General features: G+C 73.5%; 17 protein-coding genes. 4 read left to right on the forward strand and 13 right to left on the reverse strand.

All coding sequences use genetic code 11. The features are described from left to right. Positions 1 to 81: 81 nt before the first annotated feature. From IEZ06_RS14940 to IEZ06_RS14950, 3 genes are all read right to left on the reverse strand, one after another. Entirely contained in the window at positions 82 to 2745 is a 2664-nt protein-coding gene (locus IEZ06_RS14940) for a polynucleotide kinase-phosphatase (protein WP_268245603.1), read from the reverse strand. Between the two features lie 74 nt (positions 2746 to 2819). Continuing rightward, positions 2820 to 4265 (reverse strand): 3' terminal RNA ribose 2'-O-methyltransferase Hen1, encoded by a 1446-nt coding sequence (locus tag IEZ06_RS14945; protein WP_189237293.1) that lies wholly within the window; start codon positions 4263 to 4265, stop codon positions 2820 to 2822. 186 nt (positions 4266 to 4451) lie between these two features. Beyond that, positions 4452 to 5375 carry an LLM class F420-dependent oxidoreductase gene (locus IEZ06_RS14950; RefSeq protein WP_189237294.1) on the reverse strand — a complete coding sequence of 308 codons (924 nt, stop codon included), beginning with the start codon at positions 5373 to 5375 and terminating at the stop codon, positions 4452 to 4454. A gap of 148 nt (positions 5376 to 5523) precedes the next feature. Between IEZ06_RS14950 and IEZ06_RS14955 the strand changes: the two genes are divergently transcribed. Beyond that, positions 5524 to 6588: a glycoside hydrolase family 18 protein gene (locus IEZ06_RS14955; RefSeq protein ID WP_189237295.1), complete on the forward strand. Its 1065-nt coding sequence runs from the start codon at positions 5524 to 5526 to the stop codon at positions 6586 to 6588. Positions 6589 to 6628: 40 nt separating this feature from the next. On the opposite strand, the gene IEZ06_RS14960 is transcribed toward IEZ06_RS14955, so the two are convergent. Together IEZ06_RS14960 and IEZ06_RS14965 are read right to left on the reverse strand one after the other, a co-directional pair. Beyond that, the gene (locus IEZ06_RS14960; RefSeq protein ID WP_189237296.1) at positions 6629 to 7885 is read right to left on the reverse strand and encodes a class I SAM-dependent RNA methyltransferase; all 1257 of its coding nucleotides are present in this window, start codon (positions 7883 to 7885) and stop codon (positions 6629 to 6631) included. Between the two features lie 53 nt (positions 7886 to 7938). Then, positions 7939 to 9981: an APC family permease gene (locus IEZ06_RS14965; RefSeq protein ID WP_189237297.1), complete on the reverse strand. Its 2043-nt coding sequence runs from the start codon at positions 9979 to 9981 to the stop codon at positions 7939 to 7941. 116 nt (positions 9982 to 10097) lie between these two features. Here IEZ06_RS14965 and IEZ06_RS14970 point away from each other — a divergent pair, with 116 nt between their 5' ends. Both IEZ06_RS14970 and IEZ06_RS14975 read left to right on the forward strand, forming a co-directional pair. Next, positions 10098 to 10763: a potassium channel family protein gene (locus IEZ06_RS14970; RefSeq protein ID WP_068896028.1), complete on the forward strand. Its 666-nt coding sequence runs from the start codon at positions 10098 to 10100 to the stop codon at positions 10761 to 10763. Continuing rightward, positions 10763 to 11422, forward strand: coding sequence for a potassium channel family protein (locus IEZ06_RS14975; RefSeq protein ID WP_068896030.1), 660 nt, complete (start codon positions 10763 to 10765; stop codon positions 11420 to 11422). The genes IEZ06_RS14970 and IEZ06_RS14975 overlap by 1 nt, the downstream gene beginning before the upstream one ends. A gap of 153 nt (positions 11423 to 11575) precedes the next feature. Here the strand turns inward: IEZ06_RS14975 and IEZ06_RS14980 are convergent, their stop codons facing one another. The 7 genes from IEZ06_RS14980 to valS form a co-directional block, all read right to left on the reverse strand. After that, the gene (locus tag IEZ06_RS14980; RefSeq protein ID WP_189237330.1) at positions 11576 to 12235 is read right to left on the reverse strand and encodes a DUF3159 domain-containing protein; all 660 of its coding nucleotides are present in this window, start codon (positions 12233 to 12235) and stop codon (positions 11576 to 11578) included. A 50-nt stretch (positions 12236 to 12285) separates the two neighbouring features. Beyond that, a complete protein-coding gene (locus IEZ06_RS14985) occupies positions 12286 to 12681 on the reverse strand; it encodes an OB-fold nucleic acid binding domain-containing protein (RefSeq protein WP_189237298.1) in 396 nt (131 codons plus the stop codon). 113 nt (positions 12682 to 12794) lie between these two features. Beyond that, positions 12795 to 13460 (reverse strand): DUF3710 domain-containing protein, encoded by a 666-nt coding sequence (locus IEZ06_RS14990; protein WP_189237299.1) that lies wholly within the window; start codon positions 13458 to 13460, stop codon positions 12795 to 12797. Between the two features lie 40 nt (positions 13461 to 13500). After that, a complete protein-coding gene (dut, locus tag IEZ06_RS14995; RefSeq protein WP_189237300.1) occupies positions 13501 to 13944 on the reverse strand; it encodes a dUTP diphosphatase in 444 nt (147 codons plus the stop codon). Further along, the gene (locus tag IEZ06_RS15000) at positions 13941 to 14495 is read right to left on the reverse strand and encodes a PaaI family thioesterase (protein ID WP_189237301.1); all 555 of its coding nucleotides are present in this window, start codon (positions 14493 to 14495) and stop codon (positions 13941 to 13943) included. The genes dut and IEZ06_RS15000 overlap by 4 nt, the downstream gene beginning before the upstream one ends. A gap of 11 nt (positions 14496 to 14506) precedes the next feature. After that, on the reverse strand, positions 14507 to 15853 hold the full coding sequence (locus IEZ06_RS15005; protein WP_189237302.1) for an AI-2E family transporter: 1347 nt from the start codon (positions 15851 to 15853) through the stop codon (positions 14507 to 14509). A gap of 308 nt (positions 15854 to 16161) precedes the next feature. Beyond that, a complete protein-coding gene (gene valS, locus IEZ06_RS15010; protein WP_189237303.1) occupies positions 16162 to 18738 on the reverse strand; it encodes a valine--tRNA ligase in 2577 nt (858 codons plus the stop codon). Positions 18739 to 18845: 107 nt separating this feature from the next. Here valS and IEZ06_RS15015 point away from each other — a divergent pair, with 107 nt between their 5' ends. Next, complete coding sequence (locus tag IEZ06_RS15015) at positions 18846 to 19142, forward strand: DUF4235 domain-containing protein (RefSeq protein WP_189237304.1); 297 nt, start codon at positions 18846 to 18848, stop codon at positions 19140 to 19142. Between the two features lie 93 nt (positions 19143 to 19235). Here IEZ06_RS15015 and IEZ06_RS15020 read toward each other — a convergent pair whose 3' ends face one another. Further along, positions 19236 to 20612: an alpha,alpha-trehalose-phosphate synthase (UDP-forming) gene (locus IEZ06_RS15020; protein ID WP_189237331.1), complete on the reverse strand. Its 1377-nt coding sequence runs from the start codon at positions 20610 to 20612 to the stop codon at positions 19236 to 19238. Positions 20613 to 20627 lie beyond the last annotated feature (15 nt).

Consider the following 20627-nt stretch of genomic DNA (forward strand, 5'->3'; position numbering starts at 1 on the left):
CCGCCCCGGGGCCCCGAGCACGGAATACCCCTGCAGCCCGGGGCCCCGGCCCACTCGGGACCCCCGGGCGCGGAACGCCTCCTACAGCCGGGGGTCCACCGGCTCGGACTCCAGCGCGAGGACGGCGAAGACCGCCTCGTGGACCCGCCACAGCGGCTCTCCTCCGGCCAGCCGGGACAGCGCCTCCAGCCCGAGCGCGTGCTCGCGCAGCGCCAGGGAGCGCTTGCGGCCGAGGAACCGGTGGCGCAGCACGTCCAGGCTCTCGGTGTAGTCGGGACCGTAGATGATCCGCAGGTACTCCCGCCCGCGCACCTTGATCCCCGGCTGGACCCGGCCCGGACGCGCCTGCTCCCGCCGCGGCTTCTCCCCGAAGTCCGCCTCGGAGTCCGGGGCGGGCTCCGTCCCGGGATCCAGAGCGGAGTGCAGGGCGGGCTCCGTCCCGGGGGCCGCGGCGCTCCCGGATCCGGTCTCCCCGGCCCGGTCCGGCGGCCCGGCGGGCACGGTGACCGGCTTGACCACCATGCCCTCGCCGCCCTCGGCGGTCAGTGCCGACCACCACGCGGTCGCCGCCTCCCTCGACTCCGCCGAGTCCAGGTCGGCGTAGACGTGCCGGGTGGGCGCGATCAGCGGGTCGTCCAGCCGCGACAGCATCTCCAGGTGCCACGGGTGCGGTTCGGTGACGGCGGTCGCCCGGCCCTCGCAGGCCAGGATCTGGAACGGGGCCAGGCGGATGCCGTCCAGCCCCGCCACCGGCCAGCAGTAGCGCGCGTAGGCGTCCCTGAACCGGGCGGCGTTCTCCAGCCGCCGCCGGGTGCGCTCCAGCACCCCGCCCACGTCCAGGCCGCGTCCGGCCGCGGCCTCCAGCGCCGCGACCGCCTCCGGCAGCGCGGTGCGGGCCGCGGCCCCCACCGACGCGTACTGGCTGCGGATCAGCCCCTCGGCCTTGGCCGACCACGGCAGCAGCTCGCCGTCCAGGACCAGCCAGTCCGAGCCCAGCTCGTCCATGAGCGGCGCGCACGCCCGACGGAGCCGGTCCACCAGCTCCCCGGCGACCGCGGGGTCGCTGAAGAACGGCCGGCCGGTCCGGGTGTGCACGGCGCCCGAGCTGCCGTCCGCGACGCCGAAGCGCGCCGCCGCGACCTCGGGCGTCCTGGCCAGCACGGCCACCGCCCGCGAGCCCATGTGCTTCTCCTCGCACACCACCCGCCTCACCCCGGCCGCCGCGAACTCGGCGAACGCCTCCGCCGGGTGCTCCAGGTAGCCGTCCAGCCGGGACGTCTCCGGCGGGGCCATCGTCGGCGGCAGGTAGACCAGCCAGCGCGGGTCCACCGCGAACCGGCTCATGATCTCCAGCGCGGCGGCGGAGTTCTCCTCCCTGACCTTGATCCGGCCGCCGCCGTGGCGCACCTCGACGTGCCGGGTGCCGCGCACGTCGTCGATGGAGAGCAGCCCCGGGTCCCGCCGGCCCGCCTCGTGGCCGGGGGCGGCCAGTGGCCGGGCGGGCTCGTACCAGACCTTCTCGGCGGGCACCGAGACGATCTCCCGGCTCGGGTAGCGCAGCGCGGTCAGCCGCCCGCCGAAGACCGCGCCGGTGTCCAGGCAGATGGTGTTGTTGACCCACTCGGGCTCGGTGACCGGCGTGTGCCCGTAGACGACCATGGCCCGGCCGCGGTACTCCCGCGCCCACGGGTAGCGGACCGGCAGGCCGTACTCGTCGGTCTCGCCGGTGGTGTCGCCGTACAGCGCGAAGGAGCGCACCCGGCCGGAGGCGCGGCCGTGGTAGGCCTCCTTCAGACCGGCGTGCGCGACGACGAGCCTGCCGCCGTCGAGCTGGTAGTGGCTGATCAGGCCGTCCATGAACTCCAGCGCGGCCTTCCGGAACTCCTCGGGCTCGGCGGCGAGCTGGTCGAGCGACTCCTGCAGCCCGTGCGCGACCCGCACCTTGCGCCCGTTCAGCGCGCGGGCGAGCTTCTGCTCGTGGTTGCCCGACACGCACAGCGCGGTCCCGGCGGCGACCATGCCCATGACCAGGCGGAGCACACCCGGCGTGTCGGGGCCGCGGTCCACCAGGTCGCCGACGAACACCGCGGTGCGGCCCTCGGGGTGGGTCGCGCCGTCCGGCCCGACCTGCCAGCCCAGCTCGCGCAGGAGCGCCTCCAGCTCGGCGCGGCAGCCGTGCACGTCGCCGATGATGTCGAACGGCCCGGTCAGCTCGCGCCTGTCGGTCCACGCCCGCTCCGTGACGACCTCGGCGGCCTCGATCTCGTCGACGCCGCGCAGCACGTGCACGCGGCGGAAGCCGTCGCGGGAGATCTTCCCCAGGGAGCGCCGCAGGTCCTTGCGCTGCCGCCGGACCACCTGCGGCCCGAAGTCGCGGTCGGGCCTGGTCTCGTTGCGCGCGATCGCGACCTCCTCGGGGACGTCCAGAACGATCGCGTCGACCAGGACGTTCTCCGACTTGGCCAGGTCGACGAGCTGCTTGCGGGCCTCCCACTGCACGTTGGTGGCGTCCACGACCGTGAGCAGGCCGCGGCGCAGCCGGGTGCGCACGATGTAGTGGAGCACGTCGAAGGCGTCCGGGGTGGCCGCCTGGTCGTTCTCGTCGTCGGCCACCAGGCCGCGGCAGAAGTCGGAGGAGACCACCTGGGTCGGCGCGAAGTGCCGGCGCGCGAAGGTCGACTTCCCGCTCCCGGACACCCCGACGAGCACGACCAGCGACATCTCCGGTACGGCGATCCTGGTCACCCCGCTCCTCCCCTCCTGTCCCGCGGCCTCGGCCAACGGTCCGTCTCCGCCCGTGAGAGCGGCGTTTTCCTCGGTCATTCCGTCCCTCCCAGGGTGAAGACGGCCAGCTGCGTGGGCGGGCCGACCTCGGGGTCGTCGTCCCCGACGGGCCGGAACGCGACGGTGCAGCGGTATTCGGCGCAGATCCGCTCCGCCCAGGCGGCGAACTCGGCCCGGGTCCACTCGAAGCGGTGGTCGGGGTGGCGCATGCCCGTCAGGAACTCGTAGCGGACGTTGTACTCGGCGTTGGGCGTCGTCACGATCACGTGGCCGGGCCGGGCGGCGCCGAAGACCACGCGTTCGAGGGCGGCCAGGCGCGGCGGGTCGACGTGCTCGACGACCTCCATGAGGACGGCGGCGTCGTAGCCGGAGAACCGGTCGTCGGTGTAGGTCAGCGCTCCCTGGAACAGCTCCAGCCGCGCCCTCTGCCGGTCGGGCATGCGGTCCAGCCGCAGCTTGCGGGCGGCGACGGTGAGCGCCTGGGACGACACGTCCGCCCCGGCGACCCTGGTGAACGACGGGTCCGCCAGCAGCGCCCCGACCAGCTGGCCGGTCCCGCAGCCCAGGTCGATGACCGTGCGAGCGCCCAGCTCGCCCAGTACGGCGAGCACGGCCTCCCGGCGCAGGACGTTCAGCGGCCTCCTGACCCCGGCCTCCGTCCCGTTCCCGTCGCCGGCGGGACCGTCCTGCGCGGGCACGGCGGCCTCCTCCTCGACGGGGGGCTCCAGCTCCTCCTCCAGGTCGTCGCCGAGCTCGGCCAGGCGGGCGAAGGCCGTCCGGGTCAGCGCCCAGCGGCGCCCGAGGTAGCGGCGGGTGATCAGCCCCCTCTCCGGGTGGGCGGCCAGCCAGGACTCGCCCGCGCGGATGAGCTTGTCCACCTCGTCGGAGGCGATCCAGTAGTGCTTGGCGTCGTCCAGGACGGGCAGCAGCACGTAGAGCTGGTTGAGCGCGTCGGCCAGCCGGACCTCGCCGCGCAGCGACAGCCGCACGTAGCGGGAGTCCCCCCACTCGGGGAAGCCCTCGTCCAGCGGTACGGCCCGCGCCTCCACCTCCCAGCCCAGCGGCTCGAACAGGCGGTGCGCCAGCTCGGGGCCGCCCCGGCAGGGCAGGGCCGGAAGCGTGATCTCCAGGGGGATGGGCCCGGCCGCGAGTTCGGGGCGGCTCGCGCAGCGCCCGGTGCGCGCGGTGCGGAAGACGTCGGCCAGCGCTCCGGCCAGCAGCGACGACGCGGCGTAGGGCCGGTCGTTGACGTACTGGCCCAGCGCGTAGTCGGGGGTGGACCGGCCGCGCGAGCGCACCAGGCGGACCGGGTCGACGTCGAGCATCAGCGCCGCGGTGCAGCGCTCCTCGCTCGCCTCCGGGTAGAAGACGCGGGCCGTGCCGTACGACTGGCCGAACTCCTGGACCCGGTCCGGATGCTTGTGCAGCAGGAAGCCGAGGTCGGTGGCGGGCCGTACGGTCGTGGAGATGGTGAGCAGCACCCGGGACAGTCTGCCGCATGTCCGATTCGCCGGGCCATCGGTTAACGGCCGGGGCAGCCGCGCGACGACCGGGGCACCGGTCGGCGGCCGGGGAGGCGGCCCGGTCGTCACCCGGTGCGGCCGGGGCCAGGTGGTTCCCGGCCCCGGCCGTTCCGGGCCTCCGCAGGCGTCCGCGGGCGTCCGCGGTCAGACCTGACGCATCACCTCGGCGGCGATGAGCTCCAGGTGCTCCAGGTCGTTCAGGTCCAGCAGCTGCAGGTAGACACGCTCGGCGCCCAGCTCCGCGAACCTGCCGATCTTCTCCGCCACCTCGGCGGGGGTGCCCGCCAGCCCTCCGGCGCGCAGCGCGGCGAGGTCCTGGCCGGTCGCCGCGGCCCGGCGGGCGAGCTCCGCATCGTCGGCGCCCACGCAGACGGTCTGCGCGACCGAGAGCACCATCGGGGAGCGGCCCGCCTCCTCGCACGCCTCACGGACCCGCCCGAAGGCCGCGGCGGTGTCCTCCGGCGTGCGGAACGGCACGTTGTACTCGTCGGCGAAGCGCGCGGCCAGCCGCGGGGTGCGCCGGGCGCCGAACCCGCCGATGATGATCGGCGGCCTCGGGCTCTGCGCGGGCTTGGGCAGGGCGGGCGAGTCGGCGAGCCGGTAGTGGGCGCCCTCGAAGGAGAACGTCTTGCCCGCGGGAGTGGTCCACAGCCCGGTGAGGATCTCCAGCTGCTCCTCGAAACGGGCGAAGCGCTCGCCGACCGGCGGGAACGGGATGCCGTACGCGGAGTGCTCGGCGTCGAACCAGCCGGTGCCCATGCCCAGCTCGACCCGGCCGCCGCTCATCCGGTCGACCTGGGCCACGCTGATCGCCAGCGGTCCGGGCAGCCGGAAGGTCGCCGGGGTGACCAGCGTGCCGAGCCTGATGGTGGAGGTCTCCCTCGCCAGGCCCGCGAGGGTCACCCAGGCGTCGGTGGATCCGGGGCCGGGGTCGCCCGCCCCGATCCGCATGTAGTGGTCGGAGCGGAAGAAGGCGTCGAACCCCAGCCGCTCCGAGGTCCGCGCGACCACCAGCAACTCCTCGTAGGTGGCGCCCTGCTGCGGTTCAGTGAAGATCCTCAACTTCATGGACCCCATTATCCGGCCGCCCCGCCCGTCATCCGCCGAAAGCTCGCGCCGCGGCACGCCGCCTTGCTAACGTTCGAACCCCGAATGCCGTAGGTGTTCGCCCGGATACCCTGAGCGATCACCCGGTGTCGTCGAGAGGGTGGATCACATGTCCGTGGTGACAGACCGCTCCTCCGCTCGCCACGCTCGCGAGCCGGGCACTCCGCCCCGTGCCCTCATCGTGCTCGCCTCGGGAGCGCTCGCCACCGTGACCGGCGCCGCGCTCTGGCTCCTGCCCACCGAGACCGGCGAGTGGGGCCGGCCCGCGCGGGCCAAGGCGGTGGCCCCGCTGCCCGCCACCCGCACCGCCTCCGGCCGGACGGACGCACCGGCCGCCCCCTCCCCCGCGGCCGGCCCGTCCGGCTTCGTGACGTTCGTCGACGCGGTCCACGACCCCCTCTTCCACCTGCCCCGGGCCGCCCGGCAGAGCGGGGCGCGCTGGTTCACGCTCGGCCACCTCACCGCCGGTCAGGACGGCTGCACCCCCCGGTGGGGCGGCCACCAGGACCAGGGGGTCAACCCGGTCGCCAACCGGCTGGGCCGGCTGCGGACGGCCGGGGGCGACGCCGGTCTGGCCTTCGGCGGCTCCGCGGGACGGGAGCTCGCCTCGGCCTGCCCCCTGCCCGACCGCCTGACCGCCGCCTACCGCCAGGTCGTGGGGGCCTTCGACGTCGCCCACATCGACTTCGAGGTCCGCGACTCCGCCGACCACGAGGCCGTACGGCGCCGCGCCGCGGCGATCTCGGCGCTCCAGCGCGAGACGGCGGGCCGGGGCCGGCCCCTGGCGGTGAGCTTCACCCTCCCGCTGACCGGGAGGGGTCTGGCCCCGCAGGACCAGCTGATGCTCCGCACCACCCGCGAGGCGGGCGCCCGGATCACCGCGGTCAACCTCATGGTGCCGCTGCGCCCCGCGGCTCCGGGGCGCAACCGCCTGCGTCCCGTCGCCGCCGCGGTGCGGGCCGCCCAGCCGCAGATCGCCCGCGCCCTGGGCGAGCGCTCGGCGTGGAGGCGCATCGCCCTGACGCCCGTGCTGGCCGGCCCGTCGGACCTCTCGCCCGCCGACGCCCGCAAGCTCGCCGGCTTCGCCGCCCGCCACGACCTGGCCTGGATCTCCACCCGGGGCGCCGTGCCCGCCCCCGAGGTCGCCCGGCTGCTGGCGGCCCCTCCCCTCTAGGGCTCCCTCCAAGGACCCGGCGGGAGGCCGCGGGGGGCGGTCAGGCCTCGCCGGGGACCAGCAGCGCCACGGACTCCACGTGGTGGGTCATCGGGAAGGCGTCGAAGGCGCGCAGCTCGGCCAGGCGGTAGCCCCGCTCGGCGAACCAGGCGAGGTCGCGGGCGAGCGTGGCGGGGTCGCAGGAGACGTAGACGATCCGGGAGGCCTCCAGGCCGGCGACGCGGTCGACGACCTCCCGGCCCAGGCCCGCCCGGGGCGGGTCGACGACGACCAGGTCGGCCTTCTCGATGCGGTGGCGGTCCAGGGCGCTCTCCACGTATCCCCGGACGAAGCGCGCCTGCGGCAGGTCGCGCAGGTTGCGCTCGGCGTCGCGGACGGCGACGGTCTCGGACTCGACGCCGAACACCGCCCCGTCGGGGCCGACCGCCTCCGCCAGGCCGGCGGCGAACAGGCCGACGCCGCAGTAGAGGTCGAGGGCCCACTCCCCCGGCCTCGGGTCGGCGAACTCCATGACGACCGCGTCCAGGGTGGCGGCGGCGCTCGGATGGACCTGCCAGAAGCCGCTGCCGGTGATGCGGAACTCGCGGTCGCCGACCTTCTCGGTCAGGTGGCCCGGCCCGTGGACCGACCGGGAGCGGCCCTTGCCCTCGTCGACGAAGACGGCCACGCTCTCGTCGAGGTCGGGCACGGCCACCGTACGGCGCGGCTTGGGCGCCACCACGACGGCCTGGTCCCCCGTGGAGGAGGCGATGACCTCGACCGAGGAGGCGCCCCGCCAGTTCATGACCTCGGCGCCGACGTTCTCCACCTCGGGGTGGGCGATCAGGCAGGCGTCCACGTGCTGGATGTCGTGGGAGCGGTGGCGGCGCAGGCCGAGCACGCCGTCGCGGTCCACGGCGAACTGCACGCGGGTGCGCCAGCCCAGGCCGTCGGGGGCGCCCGGGACCTCCTCGACCTGCCCCTTCCAGTCGATCCCGGCCAGCCGGCGCAGTTGCTCGGCCACCACGTCGGTCTTCAGCCGGCGCTGCGCCTCCAGGGAGGCGTGCTGCCAGTCGCAGCCGCCGCAGCGGCCGGGGCCGGCGAAGGGGCAGGGCGGGACGACCCGGTCGGGGGAGGCGTCGAGGACCTCCACGGCGTCGGCCCGCAGGAACCGGGCCGTCTCCTCGGTGACCTCGGCGAGCACGCGCTCTCCGGGGAGGGCGTGCCGTACGAAGACCACCCGGCCCTCGTGGCGGGCCACGCACCAGCCGCCGTGCGCCACCGGGCCCACCGTCAGTTCGATCGCCGTCGTCCCCATGTCCCGTCCTGTCCTTTCCGAGCCTCCCCTGCGTCGCAGAGCCACCTGCAAGGTTATGCCGTGCCGTCGTCGTGTCGCGCCGCCTTGCGGCGGGGCCGGCGCACCGCACCGGCGGCGAAGGGCTCGGGACGGCCCTTGAGCCGGTCGGAGGAGTGCAGCTGCCAGGGCACGCTGATGACCATCACGCCGGGCTGGAAGAGCAGGCGGCCCTTGAGCCGCAGCGCGCTCTGGTTGTGCAGGATGTGCTCCCACCAGCTGCCGACGACGTACTCGGGGATGTAGACGCTCACCACGTCCCGCGGGGAGCGCCGGCGCCGCGACTTGACGTACTCCAGGATCGGCCGGGTGATCTCCCGATAGGGCGAGTCGAGCGTCTTCAGCGGCACCGGGATGCCCCGCCGCTCCCACTCCTCCTGCAGCGCCCGGGCCTCCGAGCCCTCCACGCCCACGGTGACCGCCTCCAGCGTCGAGGGCCGGGTGGCGCGGGCGTAGGCGAGGGCGCGCAGGGTCGGCTTGTGGATCTTGGAGACGAGCACGACGGCATGGTTGCGCGCGGGCAGCATCGACTCGTCGATCTCGGCGTCCTCGTCGACGGCGAGCTCCCGGGCCACCTTCTCGTAGTGGCGGTGGATGCCCTTCATCATCGCGAACAGCACCGGCATCGCCACGCAGACGATCCACGCCCCGTGGGTGAACTTGGTCAGCAGCACGACCACCAGCACCAGGCCGGTCATGACGCCGCCGAAGAAGTTGATGGCCCGCGAGCGCTGCATGTGCAGCCGGGCCTTCAGCTCGGTCTGCGTCCGCATCTCCCGGGTCCAGTGCCGGACCATGCCGATCTGGCTGAGGGTGAAGGAGACGAAGACGCCGACGATGTAGAGGTTCAGCAGGCGGCTGACGTCGGCCTGGAAGCCCCACAGCAGCAGGCAGGCCCCGGCCGCCAGGATGAGGATGCCGTTGGAGAAGGCCAGCCGGTCGCCCCGGGTGTGCAGCTGGCGGGGCAGGAAGCGGTCCTGCGCGAGGATCGAGCCGAGCACCGGGAAGCCGTTGAAGGCGGTGTTCGCGGCCAGGAACAGGATCAGCGCGGTGACCCCGGAGATGGCGAAGAACAGCGGCGATCCGCTGCCGAAGACCGCCTCGGACACCTGCGCGATGATCGGCTGCTGGTGGTAGTCGAACCCGGCGGGATGGCCGTCGATGATCACGTCGCGGTGGGCGTAGGCGGGCTCGGCGACCTTGACGCCGGAGGCCAGCCCCAGCGTGATGATGCCGGTGAACATGGTCACCGAGATCAGGCCCATCATGAGCAGCGTCCTGGCCGCGTTCCGGCTCTTGGGCTTGCGGAAGGCGGGCACGCCGTTGCTGATCGCCTCGACGCCGGTCAGCGCGGCGCAGCCGGAGGAGAACGCGCGCAGGATCAGGAAGGCCGCGGCGAAGGAGGTGAGGTTGGTCTGCTCGGCGACGATCTGGTAGTCCGCGGTGGGCGCGCGCAGCTCGTCGCCGAGGGCGAACAGCCGGAAGAAGCCGTAGCCGACCATGACGAGGACCGCGGCCATGAACGCGTAGGTGGGAACGGCGAAGGCCACACCCGACTCGCGGATGCCGCGCAGGTTCACGAGTGTGAGCACGGCGACGATGAGGATCGCCACCAGCGGCTTGTGCGTCGCGACGTACGGGATCGTCGCACCGACGTAGTCGACGCCGTTGGCCACCGAGACGGCGACCGTGAGGACGTAGTCGACCATGAGCGCGCTGGCGACGGTGAGGCCCGCGTTCCGGCCGAGGTTGACGGTGGCCACCTCGTAGTCGCCGCCCCCGCTGGGGTAGGCGTGCACGTTCTGCCGGTAGGACGCGACGACCGTCAGCATCACCACCACGACGCCGCCCGCGACCCAGGGGCTGAAGTTGTAGAACGACAGGCCCGCCAGGGAGAGGATGACGAGGATCTCCTGCGGGGCGTAGGCCACCGAGGAGAGGGCGTCGCTCGCGAAGACCGGCAGCGCGAGACGCTTCGGCAGCAGTTGCTCGTGCAACTGGGTGCTGCGCAGTGCACGCCCGATGAACAGGCGTTTAGTCAGGTCCGTCGCTTTCGGCACGTCTGACGATGCTAGTCCCCTCCGGCTCCGTCCCCTCACGCGACGCCCCCGGAGCGGGCCATACTGACTGGGTACACCGGAGACAAGATCCGCCTCGAGCCGATCGGCGGGGGAGCATGCATATTGTGATCATGGGGTGCGGCCGGGTGGGCTCCACCCTGGCGCACATCCTGGAGGACGGCGGCCACTCGGTCGCGATCATCGATCGGGACCCGCAGGCGTTCCGCCGGCTGCGGGCCGGGTTCCGCGGGCGGCGGGTCACCGGGATCGGGTTCGACCGCGACGTCCTGGAGGAGGCCGGCATCGAGTCGGCCGGCGCCTACGTGGCGGTGAGCAGCGGCGACAACTCCAACATCATCTCCGCCCGGGTCGCGCGCGAGACGTTCGGCGTCGACAACGTGGTGGCCCGCATCTACGACTCCCGCCGGGCCGAGGTCTACCAGCGGCTGGGCATCCCCACCGTCGCCACGGTCCGCTGGACCGCCGACCAGATCCTCCGCCGGGTGCTGCCCGAGGGCGCCGAGCCGCTCTGGCGCGACCCCACCGGGACGATCGTGCTGGCCGAGGTGGCCTACCACCCCGGCTGGATCGGCACCAGGACCAGGGACCTGGAGGAGGCCGCCGGGACCCGCCTGGCGTTCGTCAACCGCATGGGCGAGACCCTGCTGCCCCGGCACGACTCCATGGTCCAGGAGGGCGACATCCTGCACGTCATGGCGGCCGGAAGCGACATGGACCGCATCAACAAGGTGCTGTCCGCCGCACCGGAGGAGGAGCACTGATGCGTGTCACCATCGCGGGCGCCGGAGCCGTCGGCCGCTCCATCGCCGCCGAGCTCCTGGAGAACGGCCACCAGGTCCTGCTCATCGACGTCGACCCCAAGGCCATCAAGATCGACTCAGTGCCGCGGGCGGAGTGGCTGCTCGCCGACGCCTGCGAGATCTCCTCCCTGGACGAGGCCGGCCTGGCCGACTGCCACGTCGTCGTCGCCGCCAGCGGTGACGACAAGGTCAACCTCGTCGTCTCGCTCCTGGCCAAGACCGAGTACGGCGTGCCGCGCGTGGTCGCCCGGATCAACCACCCCAAGAACGAGTGGCTGTTCAACGAGTCCTGGGGCGTGGACGTCGCCGTCTCCACCCCGCGCCTGCTCAGCGCGCTGGTCGAGGAGGCGGTGAGCGTCGGCGACCTGGTCCGCCTGATGACCTTCCGCCAGGGCCAGGCCAACCTGGTCGAGCTGACCCTTCCCGAGGACGCCCCGGTGGTCGGGCAGCGCGCCGGCTCGGTGCCGTGGCCGGCAGACACCGCCCTGGTCGCGATCCTGCGCGAGGGCCGGGTGCTGGTCCCCAGCGCCGACGACCCGCTGGAGGCCGGCGACGAGCTGATGTTCGTGGCCAGCCAGGAGGTCGAGGAGGAGCTCGCCCGGCTGCTCTCCCGTCACTGAGCACCGTACGGCCCGCCCGTCACTGAGCACCGCACGGCCCGCCCCCGCCCTTCCGGCGGGGGCGGGATCTGTGGCCGGGGGCTCCGGTGGCCTGCTGCGGCGCACGGGTCATCCGGGCCGGGAGGCCGCCGGTCAGGGCCGGGCGCCCACCGGTCAGGAGGCGGCGGGCCGGACCGGAGTGCGCCCGCGGGCCAGCAGCCACACCATGGCGCCCAGGGCGGCGATCTGCAGCGGCCAGCCCATCACGATCTTGAGGATGCCCAGCTCGGCCACCGCGTCGTTCCCGCCGATCAGGTAGACCGGTGCCTGCACGGCCACCCGGACCACGCACGGGATCATCAGCAGCCAGGTGAGCCGGGAGCAGAGCTTCACGACGGCCGGGTCGCTGCGCCAGGCCGTCGGGTCGCCGGTGACCGAGCCGATCAGGAAGCCGACCACCGGCCAGCGGGTGACGATCGAGATGAGCATCGCCACGGAGTAGCCCGCGTTGTAGAGGATGCCGGGCAGGTAGACGTCCTTGGCCTCGCCGGTGCGGGAGGCGAAGAACCAGCCGATGCCGATGCCGATCAGGCTGTTGATCACATACTGCGGGGTGGAGCGCTGGACCAGCCGGGCCGCCAGCAGGACCACCGCCGTGGAGGCGCTGACGATCAGCGAGAGCTGCAACCGGGACGTGGCGATCCACATGACGGTGAAGACGGCCGTGGGCACGGCCGCCTCGATCACGCCCCGGATCCCGCCGAACGCCTTGGCGAGCTGGGACCGGATCGCGGCCTCCACCGTGTCGTGCGCGTCCTGCTCGGTGGTGGTCATCTGCTCTTTCACCGTTTTCCCACTTGCCGGTTCCGGGCCCATCTGTCCCCTTACGCCCCGCCGGTAGGACGGAGCTCGTAACGCGGGTTGAACATCACCTTCCGGCCGTCCTGCAGGCTGACGAGCCCTTCGGCCAGCACCATCCGGCCCGGCTCGATCCCGGCGATCCGCCGTCGCCCGAGCCAGATCAGGTCGATCACATCCGAGCCGTCGTAGAGCTCCGCCTCGAGCGCGGGCGCGCCGCCCCTCGGCCTGAGGGTCACCGTCCGCAGTGTACCGGTCACACAGAACCGGCGGCGGCCGGCACACGCGGCGATGGGCGTCGCGCCCTCCTCCCGGTCGAGCTCCTGGCGCAGCTCGTCCGCCTCCAGCTCGGCCTGGCTCGTCGCCAGCCGCCGGAAGAAGCCCCGTAACCCGCCCCGTCTGTGCGGCTCCTGCGAACTCACGCCTTCTCCTTAACCCGCATATCGCCTCAGGGTACGCGATCCGCCCTGCCGGGGAGCTGCCGCCGGACCGGCGGCAGACGGCGGCAGACGGCGGCAGGGGCGTCTCCGGGTCGTCAGCGGAGCTCGGCGATCTCCGGGCCGCGCTTGAACGGGTTGAGGTCGGGCTTACCCGCCTCCGCCTGCCGGTCCATCGCCTGCCTGGCCTCGGGGGGCAGGCGCAGCTCGATCGACTCGTGCGGGGGCATGGGCTCGTCACCGCGGACCACCACGATGTCGCGCACGACGTCCTCGAGGATCCCGGCGGCGTCCGCGTCCAGCGCGGCGCGCCCGCTGACCGCCGCCCGGAGGAACCAGCGCGGCCCGTCGACCCCGAGGTAGCGGACCGGCTGCGGGCCGCCCTCGCCCGGGACCTTCGCGGCCAGCTCGGTGCCGAACGGCCCCTGCCGTTCCTCGGCCGTGCCGCCGGCGCCCTTGACCGCCGCGGCCAGCTCGGCCCGCACCTCGTCCCAGATGCCGTTCCGCTTGGGCGCCGCGAAGGCCTGCACCTGCAGCGCGCTCTCCTCGGCCAGCACGACCGCGCCCACGATGCGGTCGCCGGCCAGGTTCAGCTGGATCTCGAAGCCGGGGCCGACCGGCACCCGCAGCCCGCCGAGGTCGACCCGCTCCCGCTCGGGGTGCGGCTCCCCGGAGTCCCACGGGCCGGAGTCGCGGGCCGGAGCCTGCGCGACCTCCTCGACGGCGGCGGCCGGGGTCTCCTCGCGACGGCGACGTCCGAACATCTTCCTCACGCTCCTTGGAATGTCAGCGGCCGCTGAGACGTCAGCGGCCCGTGGACCCGAACCCGCCGGCGCCGCGCGCCGATCCGGGCAACCGGTCCACCTCGTAGAACGCGGCCCGTTCCACCTTCTGGACGACGAGCTGCGCGATCCGGTCCCCCCGGCGCAGCCGTACCGCGTCCTTGGCGTCGGTGTTGAGCAGCGTCACCCGGATCTCGCCCCGGTAGCCCGCGTCGACGGTGCCCGGCGCGTTCACGATCGTCACGCCGTGCTCGGCGGCCAGGCCGGAGCGCGGGTGGACGAACGCGGCGTAGCCGTCGGGCAGGGCGATCGCCACCCCGGTGCCCACCGTGGCCCGCTCGCCGGGGAGCAGCTCGACGTCCTGCGCGGCGCGCAGGTCCGCCCCGGCGTCGCCCGGATGCGCGTAGGACGGCAGCGGCAGTCCGGCGTCGAGCCGGTGGATCAGCACCTCGACCTGGTGGGTCACGGATTCACCTCGTACTCATGGTGCTCGGCGAGGATGGCCTGGGCGTCGCCGTGCTCGGCGAAGTGCTCCATGCCGACCTCGATGAAGAGAGCGGCGGCGCGCACGGCGACCGGGCCGTCCGGGGCGCCGACCCGCCCCTCCGCTTCAAGATATGCCTTCCGGCCGGCCATGCCGGTGCACCAGGCGCGCAGATGCAGCGTGGTGCCCACGGGGACCGGCGCCAGGTAGTCGGTCTCCAGCCGCCCGGTGACGTAGGGGCGCTGGAACAGCCAGACGGACATGCCGATGACCTCGTCCATCGCCGCGGCCAGCACGCCGCCGTGCGCGAGGCCCGGCGCCCCCTGGTGCGCCTGGCCCACCGTGAACTCCGCGGTCACCGTGACCCCGTCGGGGGTGACCGCCGACAGGTGCAGGCCGGTCGGGTGGCGGTCGCCGCAGCCGAAGCAGCGGCTGTAGTGCGAGCCGAGCGGGGTGCCGGGCGCGGGCGCTCCGGGAAGCGGCTCCGGCGGCGTCGCGCCGGGCGGAGGGGTGGTGATGGCGGAACGGGTCACGTGGGAGAACGTTACCCTCTGGACTGCGGCGATCCGTCATCCGCGGGCGGGCCCGGCTCGCGGCGCGCGGGCTCCGGAGCGGGCGGACCGCCGGCGGGATCCGGCGGGGACTGGGCGGAGGCCCGCGCCGCCACCACGGGACCGGCCGCGGGCACCGTGACGTCCGGCACCGGCTGGGCGCCCCCGGAGACGGGCTGCGCCGCCTGGGGCGCGGGCTGCGCGGCCTCGGGCACCGGCTGCGCGGGACCCGGCGGAGCGGATCCGGAGGCCGCCGGGGACGACGCGGGCGGCAGGGCGGCCGGCGCGCCCCTCATCAGCTCGGGCACGGCCCGGTAGACGACCGCGGCGATCGGCACGGCCACCGCGGCGCCGGCGATGCCCGCGATGATGCCGCCGACGGCCAGCACCAGGATGATGGCCAGGGGGTGGAAGTTCACCGCCCGGCCGACGATCAGCGGCTGCAGCACGTGGTTCTCCAGCTGCTGCTCGACCAGCAGGATGCCCAGGAAGACCAGGGCGTAGATCGGACCCTGGGCGCCGAGGGTCACCAGGGTGGCGACGGCCCCGGCGAAGAAGATGCCGACGATCGGGATGAAGCTCGCCAGGAAGATGAGCACGGCCAGGGGCGCCCAGAGCGGCACCCCCATCCCGGCCAGCACGATGCCCATGATGACGCCGTGCACCGCCGCGACCGCCACGGTCCCCTGGACGTAGTGGGAGAGCGTCACCCAGGCGGCCCGCCCGGCCCGGTCCACCCGGGGCGTGGCCGAGCCGAACGCCCGCAGGAACCAGGACCAGATCCGGTCGCCGTCCTTGAGCAGGAAGAAGGTGACGAACAGCAGCAGGACGAGCGAGGCCAGGACCTCCAGGGCGACGGTGGCGCCGGTGAGGACCGTGGTGGTGATCATCGCACGCTGCACGTTGATCAGCTCGGTGAGCTGCCCCACCCACTCGGAGAGCTGGTTCGGCTGCACGTGCAGCGGGCCGGTGTAGAGCCAGTTCTCCACCGTCTTGGCGGTCGCCTGCACCTGGTCGAGCAGGCGGGGGAACTCCTCGTTGGCCCGCACCCCGATGATCCACCCGGTGCAGCCCAGCACCGCGAGCGCGATCAGCATGGTGATCCACGTGGCGTAGATCGGCCGCAGGCCCATGAGCCGGAGCCTGCGGGTGACCGGGAAGAGCAGCGCGGTGAGCAGCAGCGCGATGGCCACCGGCAGCATGACGATGTGCAGGGTGGCCACGAACGACGCCGCGTAGAAGACGGCCCAGCCGATGATGATCAGGCACAGGCTCCACACGGCGAGGCGGAGCAGCGTACGGGGCACCAGCTGCGTCAGACGTTCCCGGTCGGAGATCACGGGTTCCAGACTGGCATGCTCCGGCCGCGAGCGCGCGCGGTTATCGCCCAGCGGGGAATCCGGGACGGGGAGGGGTCCGGCCGTCCGGGCCGGACCCCTCCGCGGTGGATCCGGATCAGCGCTCCCCCGGCGGCCCGGAGATCACCCGGTCCTCGAGGTAGCAGCTGCAGCTGCCGCATCCTGGCGTCATCTCTGTCCTCCCTCACCTGTCGTGGTTCGACCGTACGCCGGGAACGGCCGACGGGGAGGACAGAGTCGTGTGCCGCCGCGCGCCCCCCTCGAAGCGCTCTCCGCCGGCGCGCTCGCCGTCAGGCCAGGGCCACCTCCACGGCGAGGTCGCCCTCGCCGGGTTCCAGGACGAACTCCTCGACGGCGCCGGCGCCGCACAGGTCGTCCTGCGCCCTGCGCAGGAGGCCGGCCCGGGCGCCGCGGACGGTCAGCCGGGAGACCTCGGCGCGCATGGAGAGCTTGGCGTCGGACTTGGCCCTGCGGATCCGGCCGAGGACGCCGGCCACGACGGGGAGCAGTTCCGGGTCGCCGTCGCGGGCGGCGGGCACGGGCCAGGCGGCCCGGTGGACCGAGCCCTCCCGCCACCACGACCAGACCTCCTCGGTGACGAACGGCAGGAACGGCGCGAACAGCCGGAGCACGACGTCCAGCGCCTCGCGCAGCGCCGCGTGGGCCGAGCGGGCGGCCGCCCCGCCGGGACCGCCGGCCTCCCCCGGGCCGCCGGAGCCGTCGCCGTACGCCCTGGCCTTGACCAGTTCCAGGTAGTCGTCGCAGAACTCCCAGAAGAACCGCTCGGTCCGCTCCAGCGCCCGCGCGTAGTCGTAGGCCTCGAACGCCTCGGTGGCCTCGCGGACCACCTCGTCCAGCCGGGCCAGCATGGACAGGTCCAGCGGCTCGGTCACCTCGGCGGCCCGGGGCTCCGGCCCGCCGGGCTCCTCGGAACCGCCGAAGCCCAGGACGAACCGCGAGGCGTTCAGGATCTTGATCGCCAGACGGCGGCCGACCTTGATCTGGCCGGTGTCGAAGGCCGTGTCGGTGCCGGGGCGGCCGCTGGCCGCCCAGTAGCGGACCGCGTCGGAGCCGTACTCCTCCAGCAGGTGCATCGGCGTGACGACGTTGCCCTTGGACTTGGACATCTTCTTGCGGTCGGGGTCCAGGATCCAGCCGGACAGGGCGGCGTTGCGCCAGGGCGGCGCGGCGTGCTCCAGGTGGGAGCGGACCACGGTGGAGAACAGCCAGGTGCGGATGATGTCGTGGCCCTGCGGGCGCAGGTCCATCGGGAAGACCCGCCGGAACAGGTCGTCGTCCCGCTCCCAGCCGCCGGCGATCTGCGGGGTCAGCGAGGAGGTGGCCCAGGTGTCCATGACGTCCGGGTCGCCGGTGAAGCCGTCCGGCTTGCCGCGCTGGTCCTCGCTGTAGCCGGGCGGCACGTCGCTGGAGGGGTCGATCGGGAGCAGGGACTCGTCGGGGAGGATGGGCGAGGAGCGGTCGGGCTCCCCGCCCGGGTCCAGGGGATACCACACCGGGATCGGCACGCCGAAGAAGCGCTGCCGGGAGATCAGCCAGTCGCCCGCCAGGCCCTCGGCCCAGTTGTCGTAGCGGGCCTTCATGTGCGGCGGGTGCCAGGCCAGCTCGGCGCCCCGGGCCAGCAGCTCCTCGCGCAGCGCGCGGTCCCGTCCGCCGTTGCGGATGTACCACTGGCGGGTGGTGACGATCTCCAGGGGCTTGTCGCCCTTCTCGTAGAACTTCACCGGCCGCTTCACCGGCCGGGGCTCGCCCTCCATCTCGCCGGAGGCGCGCAGCAGCTCCACGATCCGCTCGCGGGCGCCGTGCGCGGTCCGCCCCGCCAGCTCGCCGTACGGCTCGGCGGGCACGCCCCGGGGCGGCTCGGGGAGCAACCGTCCGTCCCGGCCGATGACCCCCCGGGTGGGCAGGTCGAGCTCCCGCCACCACAGGACGTCGGTGAGGTCGCCGAAGGTGCAGACCATCGCGATGCCGGACCCCTTGTCGGGTTCGGCCAGGTGGTGGGCGAGCACCGGCACCTCGACCCCGAACAGCGGGGTGCGGACCGCGGTGCCGAACAGCGGCCGGTAGCGCTCGTCGTCCGGGTGGGCCACCAGGGCGACGCAGGCCGGGATCAGCTCGGGCCTGGTCGTCTCGATCCAGACCCGCTCCCCCGACGGCGCGGTGAAGCCGATCCGGTGGAACGCGCCGGGGTGCTCCCGGTCCTCCAGCTCGGCCTGGGCCACGGCCGTGCGGAAGGTGACGTCCCAGAGCGTGGGCCCCTCCGCCAGGTAGGCCTCGCCGCGGGCGAGGTTGCGCAGGAACGCCCGTTGCGAGGCGGCCCGCGCGCGGCCGTCGATGGTGGCGTAGGTCATGGACCAGTCGACCGACAGGCCCAGGCGCCGCCACAGCTCCTCGAAGGCCTTCTCGTCGGAGATGGTGAGCCGCTCGCACAGCTCGATGAAGTTGCGCCGGCTGATCGGGAGCTGCTGCCTGCCGGGCTCGGCGGGGGGCCGGAAGTCCGGGTCGTAGGGGACGGACGGGTCGCAGCGCACGCCGAAGTGGTTCTGCACGCGCCGCTCGGTGGGCAGGCCGTTGTCGTCCCAGCCCATCGGGTAGAAGACCTCGCGGCCGCGCATCCGCTGGAAGCGGGCGACCGCGTCGGTGTGGGTGTAGGAGAAGACGTGGCCGACGTGCAGGGAGCCGGAGACCGTCGGCGGCGGGGTGTCGATCGAGTAGATCTCGTCCCGCGTGCGCGAGCGGTCGAAGCGGTAGGTGCCCTCGGCCTCCCAGCGGGCTGCCCATACGGACTCCAGGCCGGCGAGAGTCGGTTTCTCGGGCATGGGCGCACGGCGCGATCGCTGGTTCGTCATGCCTCCCGATGGTATGGCTTCACCTGATCCGCCGCTGAAGGAGACTAGTGTTCGTTATCTGAGGGGAATCATCGGATGCGGCGCCGCCGTCGAGGAGGAGGAGCACTGTGACCGACGCGAAGGAGAAGCAGGACCTGGCGTGGAAGGCCGTCGGCGGCCTGGTGGGGTTCGCCACGGCGTGGGCCGCCAAGAAGGTCCTGTCGGTCGTCTGGGAGAAGACGACGGGCAAGAAGCCCCCGGCGGACCACGACTCCCTCGACGTCAGCCTCGCCGAGGCGATCGGCTACGCCGTGGTGATGGGCGTGGGCATGCAGGTGGCGCAGATCGTGATGGCCCGCACCGCCAGGAGGCGCTACGACGCCTGGCGGGCGCTGAAGGACGCCGCCCGCGACGTCGTCGACTGAGGCGGGCGCCCTCCCGGCGGTGCGGGTCACCGCGGGGAGCGGCCGGGGTTCCGGAGCCGCTCAGGACTAGCCGTTGCAGCGCTCCGGAGCCGCTCAGGACTCCAGGGCCGTGAGGAACTCCTTGGCCCAGTGGTCCACGTCGTAGGTGGCCACCCGGCGGCGCAGTGAGCGCATCCGCCGGGACAGGTCGTGCGGCGTGGCCCGCATGGCGGCCAGCATCGTCCGCTTGAGCCCGTCGACGTCGTACGGGTTCACCATGAACGCCTGGCGGAGCTCGTCGGCCGCTCCGGCGAACTCGCTGAGCACCAGCGCTCCGCGCAGGTCGTTCCGGCAGGCGATGTACTCCTTGGCGACCAGGTTCATCCCGTCGCGCAGCGGCGTCACCACCATCACGTCCGCGGCCAGGTACAGCGCGGCCAGCTCGTCCCGCCCGTAGGACTGGTGGAGGTACTGGACCGGCTGCTGGCCCAGCTCGCCCTGCTCGCCGTTGATCCGGCCGACCTGCAGCTCGATCGAGTCGCGCAGCCGGATGTACTCCTCGACCCGCTCGCGGCTGGGCGTCGCGATCTGCACGAAGGCCGCCTCGCCCGGCTTGACCGCGCCCTCGGCGAGCAGCTCGCCGAAGGCCTTCAGCCGCTGGCCGATGCCCTTGGTGTAGTCGAGGCGGTCCACGCCCAGCAGCACCTGCTCCGGCTCTCCCAGCTCGGCGCGGATCTCCTTGGCCCTGGCGATGATGTGCGGCTCGCGGACCAGGGAGTCGAGCTCGCCGAAGTCCACGGAGATGGGGAACGCCCCGGCCCGCACCGTCCGGCCGTCCTCGGCGTAGATCTCGTGCTTCTGGTGCGACATGCCCAGCATGCGCCGGCAGAGCCGGACGAAGTTGGACGCCCCGCCGGGCCGCTGGAAGCCGACGAGGTCGGCGCCGAGCAGGCCCTCCAGGATCTCCCGCCGCCACGGGAGCTGCTGGAAGAGCTCGCCGGGCGGGAACGGGATGTGCAGGAAGAAGCCGATGCGCAGGTCGGGGCGGAGCCTGCGGAGCATCGCGGGGACCAGCTGGAGCTGGTAGTCCTGCACCCACACCACCGCGCCGGGCGCGGCGGCCTCGGCGGCGGCCTGGGCGAAGCGTTCGTTGACCGTGCGGTAGGCGTCCCACAGGACCCGGGAGTAGACGGGCGTGGCGACCACGTCGTGGTAGAGCGGCCAGAGGGTGGCGTTGGAGAAGCCCTCGTAGTAGAGCTCGACCTCCTGCCTCGACAGCGGCACCGGGATCAGGTGCATGCCGTCGTGGTCGAAGGGGTCGAGCCGCTCGTCGGGGGCGCCGTGCCAGCCGATCCAGGCGCCCTCCCTGCGCTGCAGCACGGGGGCGATCGCGGTGACCAGGCCACCGGGGCTGCGCCGCCACATGTCGTCTCCGACCCGGTCGACGGGGAGACGGTTGGCGACGATCAGGAACGAGCTGGTGCTCGTCACAAAATCCTCCAGATA

This window comes from Planomonospora antibiotica (assembly GCF_014647955.1).
Lineage (GTDB): Bacteria > Actinomycetota > Actinomycetes > Streptosporangiales > Streptosporangiaceae > Planomonospora > Planomonospora parontospora.

What these genes read in the sequence shown, in the direction of transcription:
- IEZ06_RS14950 (WP_189237294.1), bottom strand. Translation starts at nt 5,375, where the DNA reads ATGAAGTTGAGGATCTTCACTGAACCGCAGCAGGGCGCCACCTACGAG.
- IEZ06_RS14970 (WP_068896028.1), top strand. Translation starts at nt 10,098, where the DNA reads ATGCATATTGTGATCATGGGGTGCGGCCGGGTGGGCTCCACCCTGGCG.
- IEZ06_RS14955 (WP_189237295.1), top strand. Translation starts at nt 5,524, where the DNA reads ATGTCCGTGGTGACAGACCGCTCCTCCGCTCGCCACGCTCGCGAGCCG.
- IEZ06_RS14980 (WP_189237330.1), bottom strand. Translation starts at nt 12,235, where the DNA reads ATGACCACCACCGAGCAGGACGCGCACGACACGGTGGAGGCCGCGATC.
- IEZ06_RS14960 (WP_189237296.1), bottom strand. Translation starts at nt 7,885, where the DNA reads ATGGGGACGACGGCGATCGAACTGACGGTGGGCCCGGTGGCGCACGGC.
- IEZ06_RS14975 (WP_068896030.1), top strand. Translation starts at nt 10,763, where the DNA reads ATGCGTGTCACCATCGCGGGCGCCGGAGCCGTCGGCCGCTCCATCGCC.
- IEZ06_RS14990 (WP_189237299.1), bottom strand. Translation starts at nt 13,460, where the DNA reads ATGTTCGGACGTCGCCGTCGCGAGGAGACCCCGGCCGCCGCCGTCGAG.
- valS (WP_189237303.1), bottom strand. Translation starts at nt 18,738, where the DNA reads ATGACGAACCAGCGATCGCGCCGTGCGCCCATGCCCGAGAAACCGACT.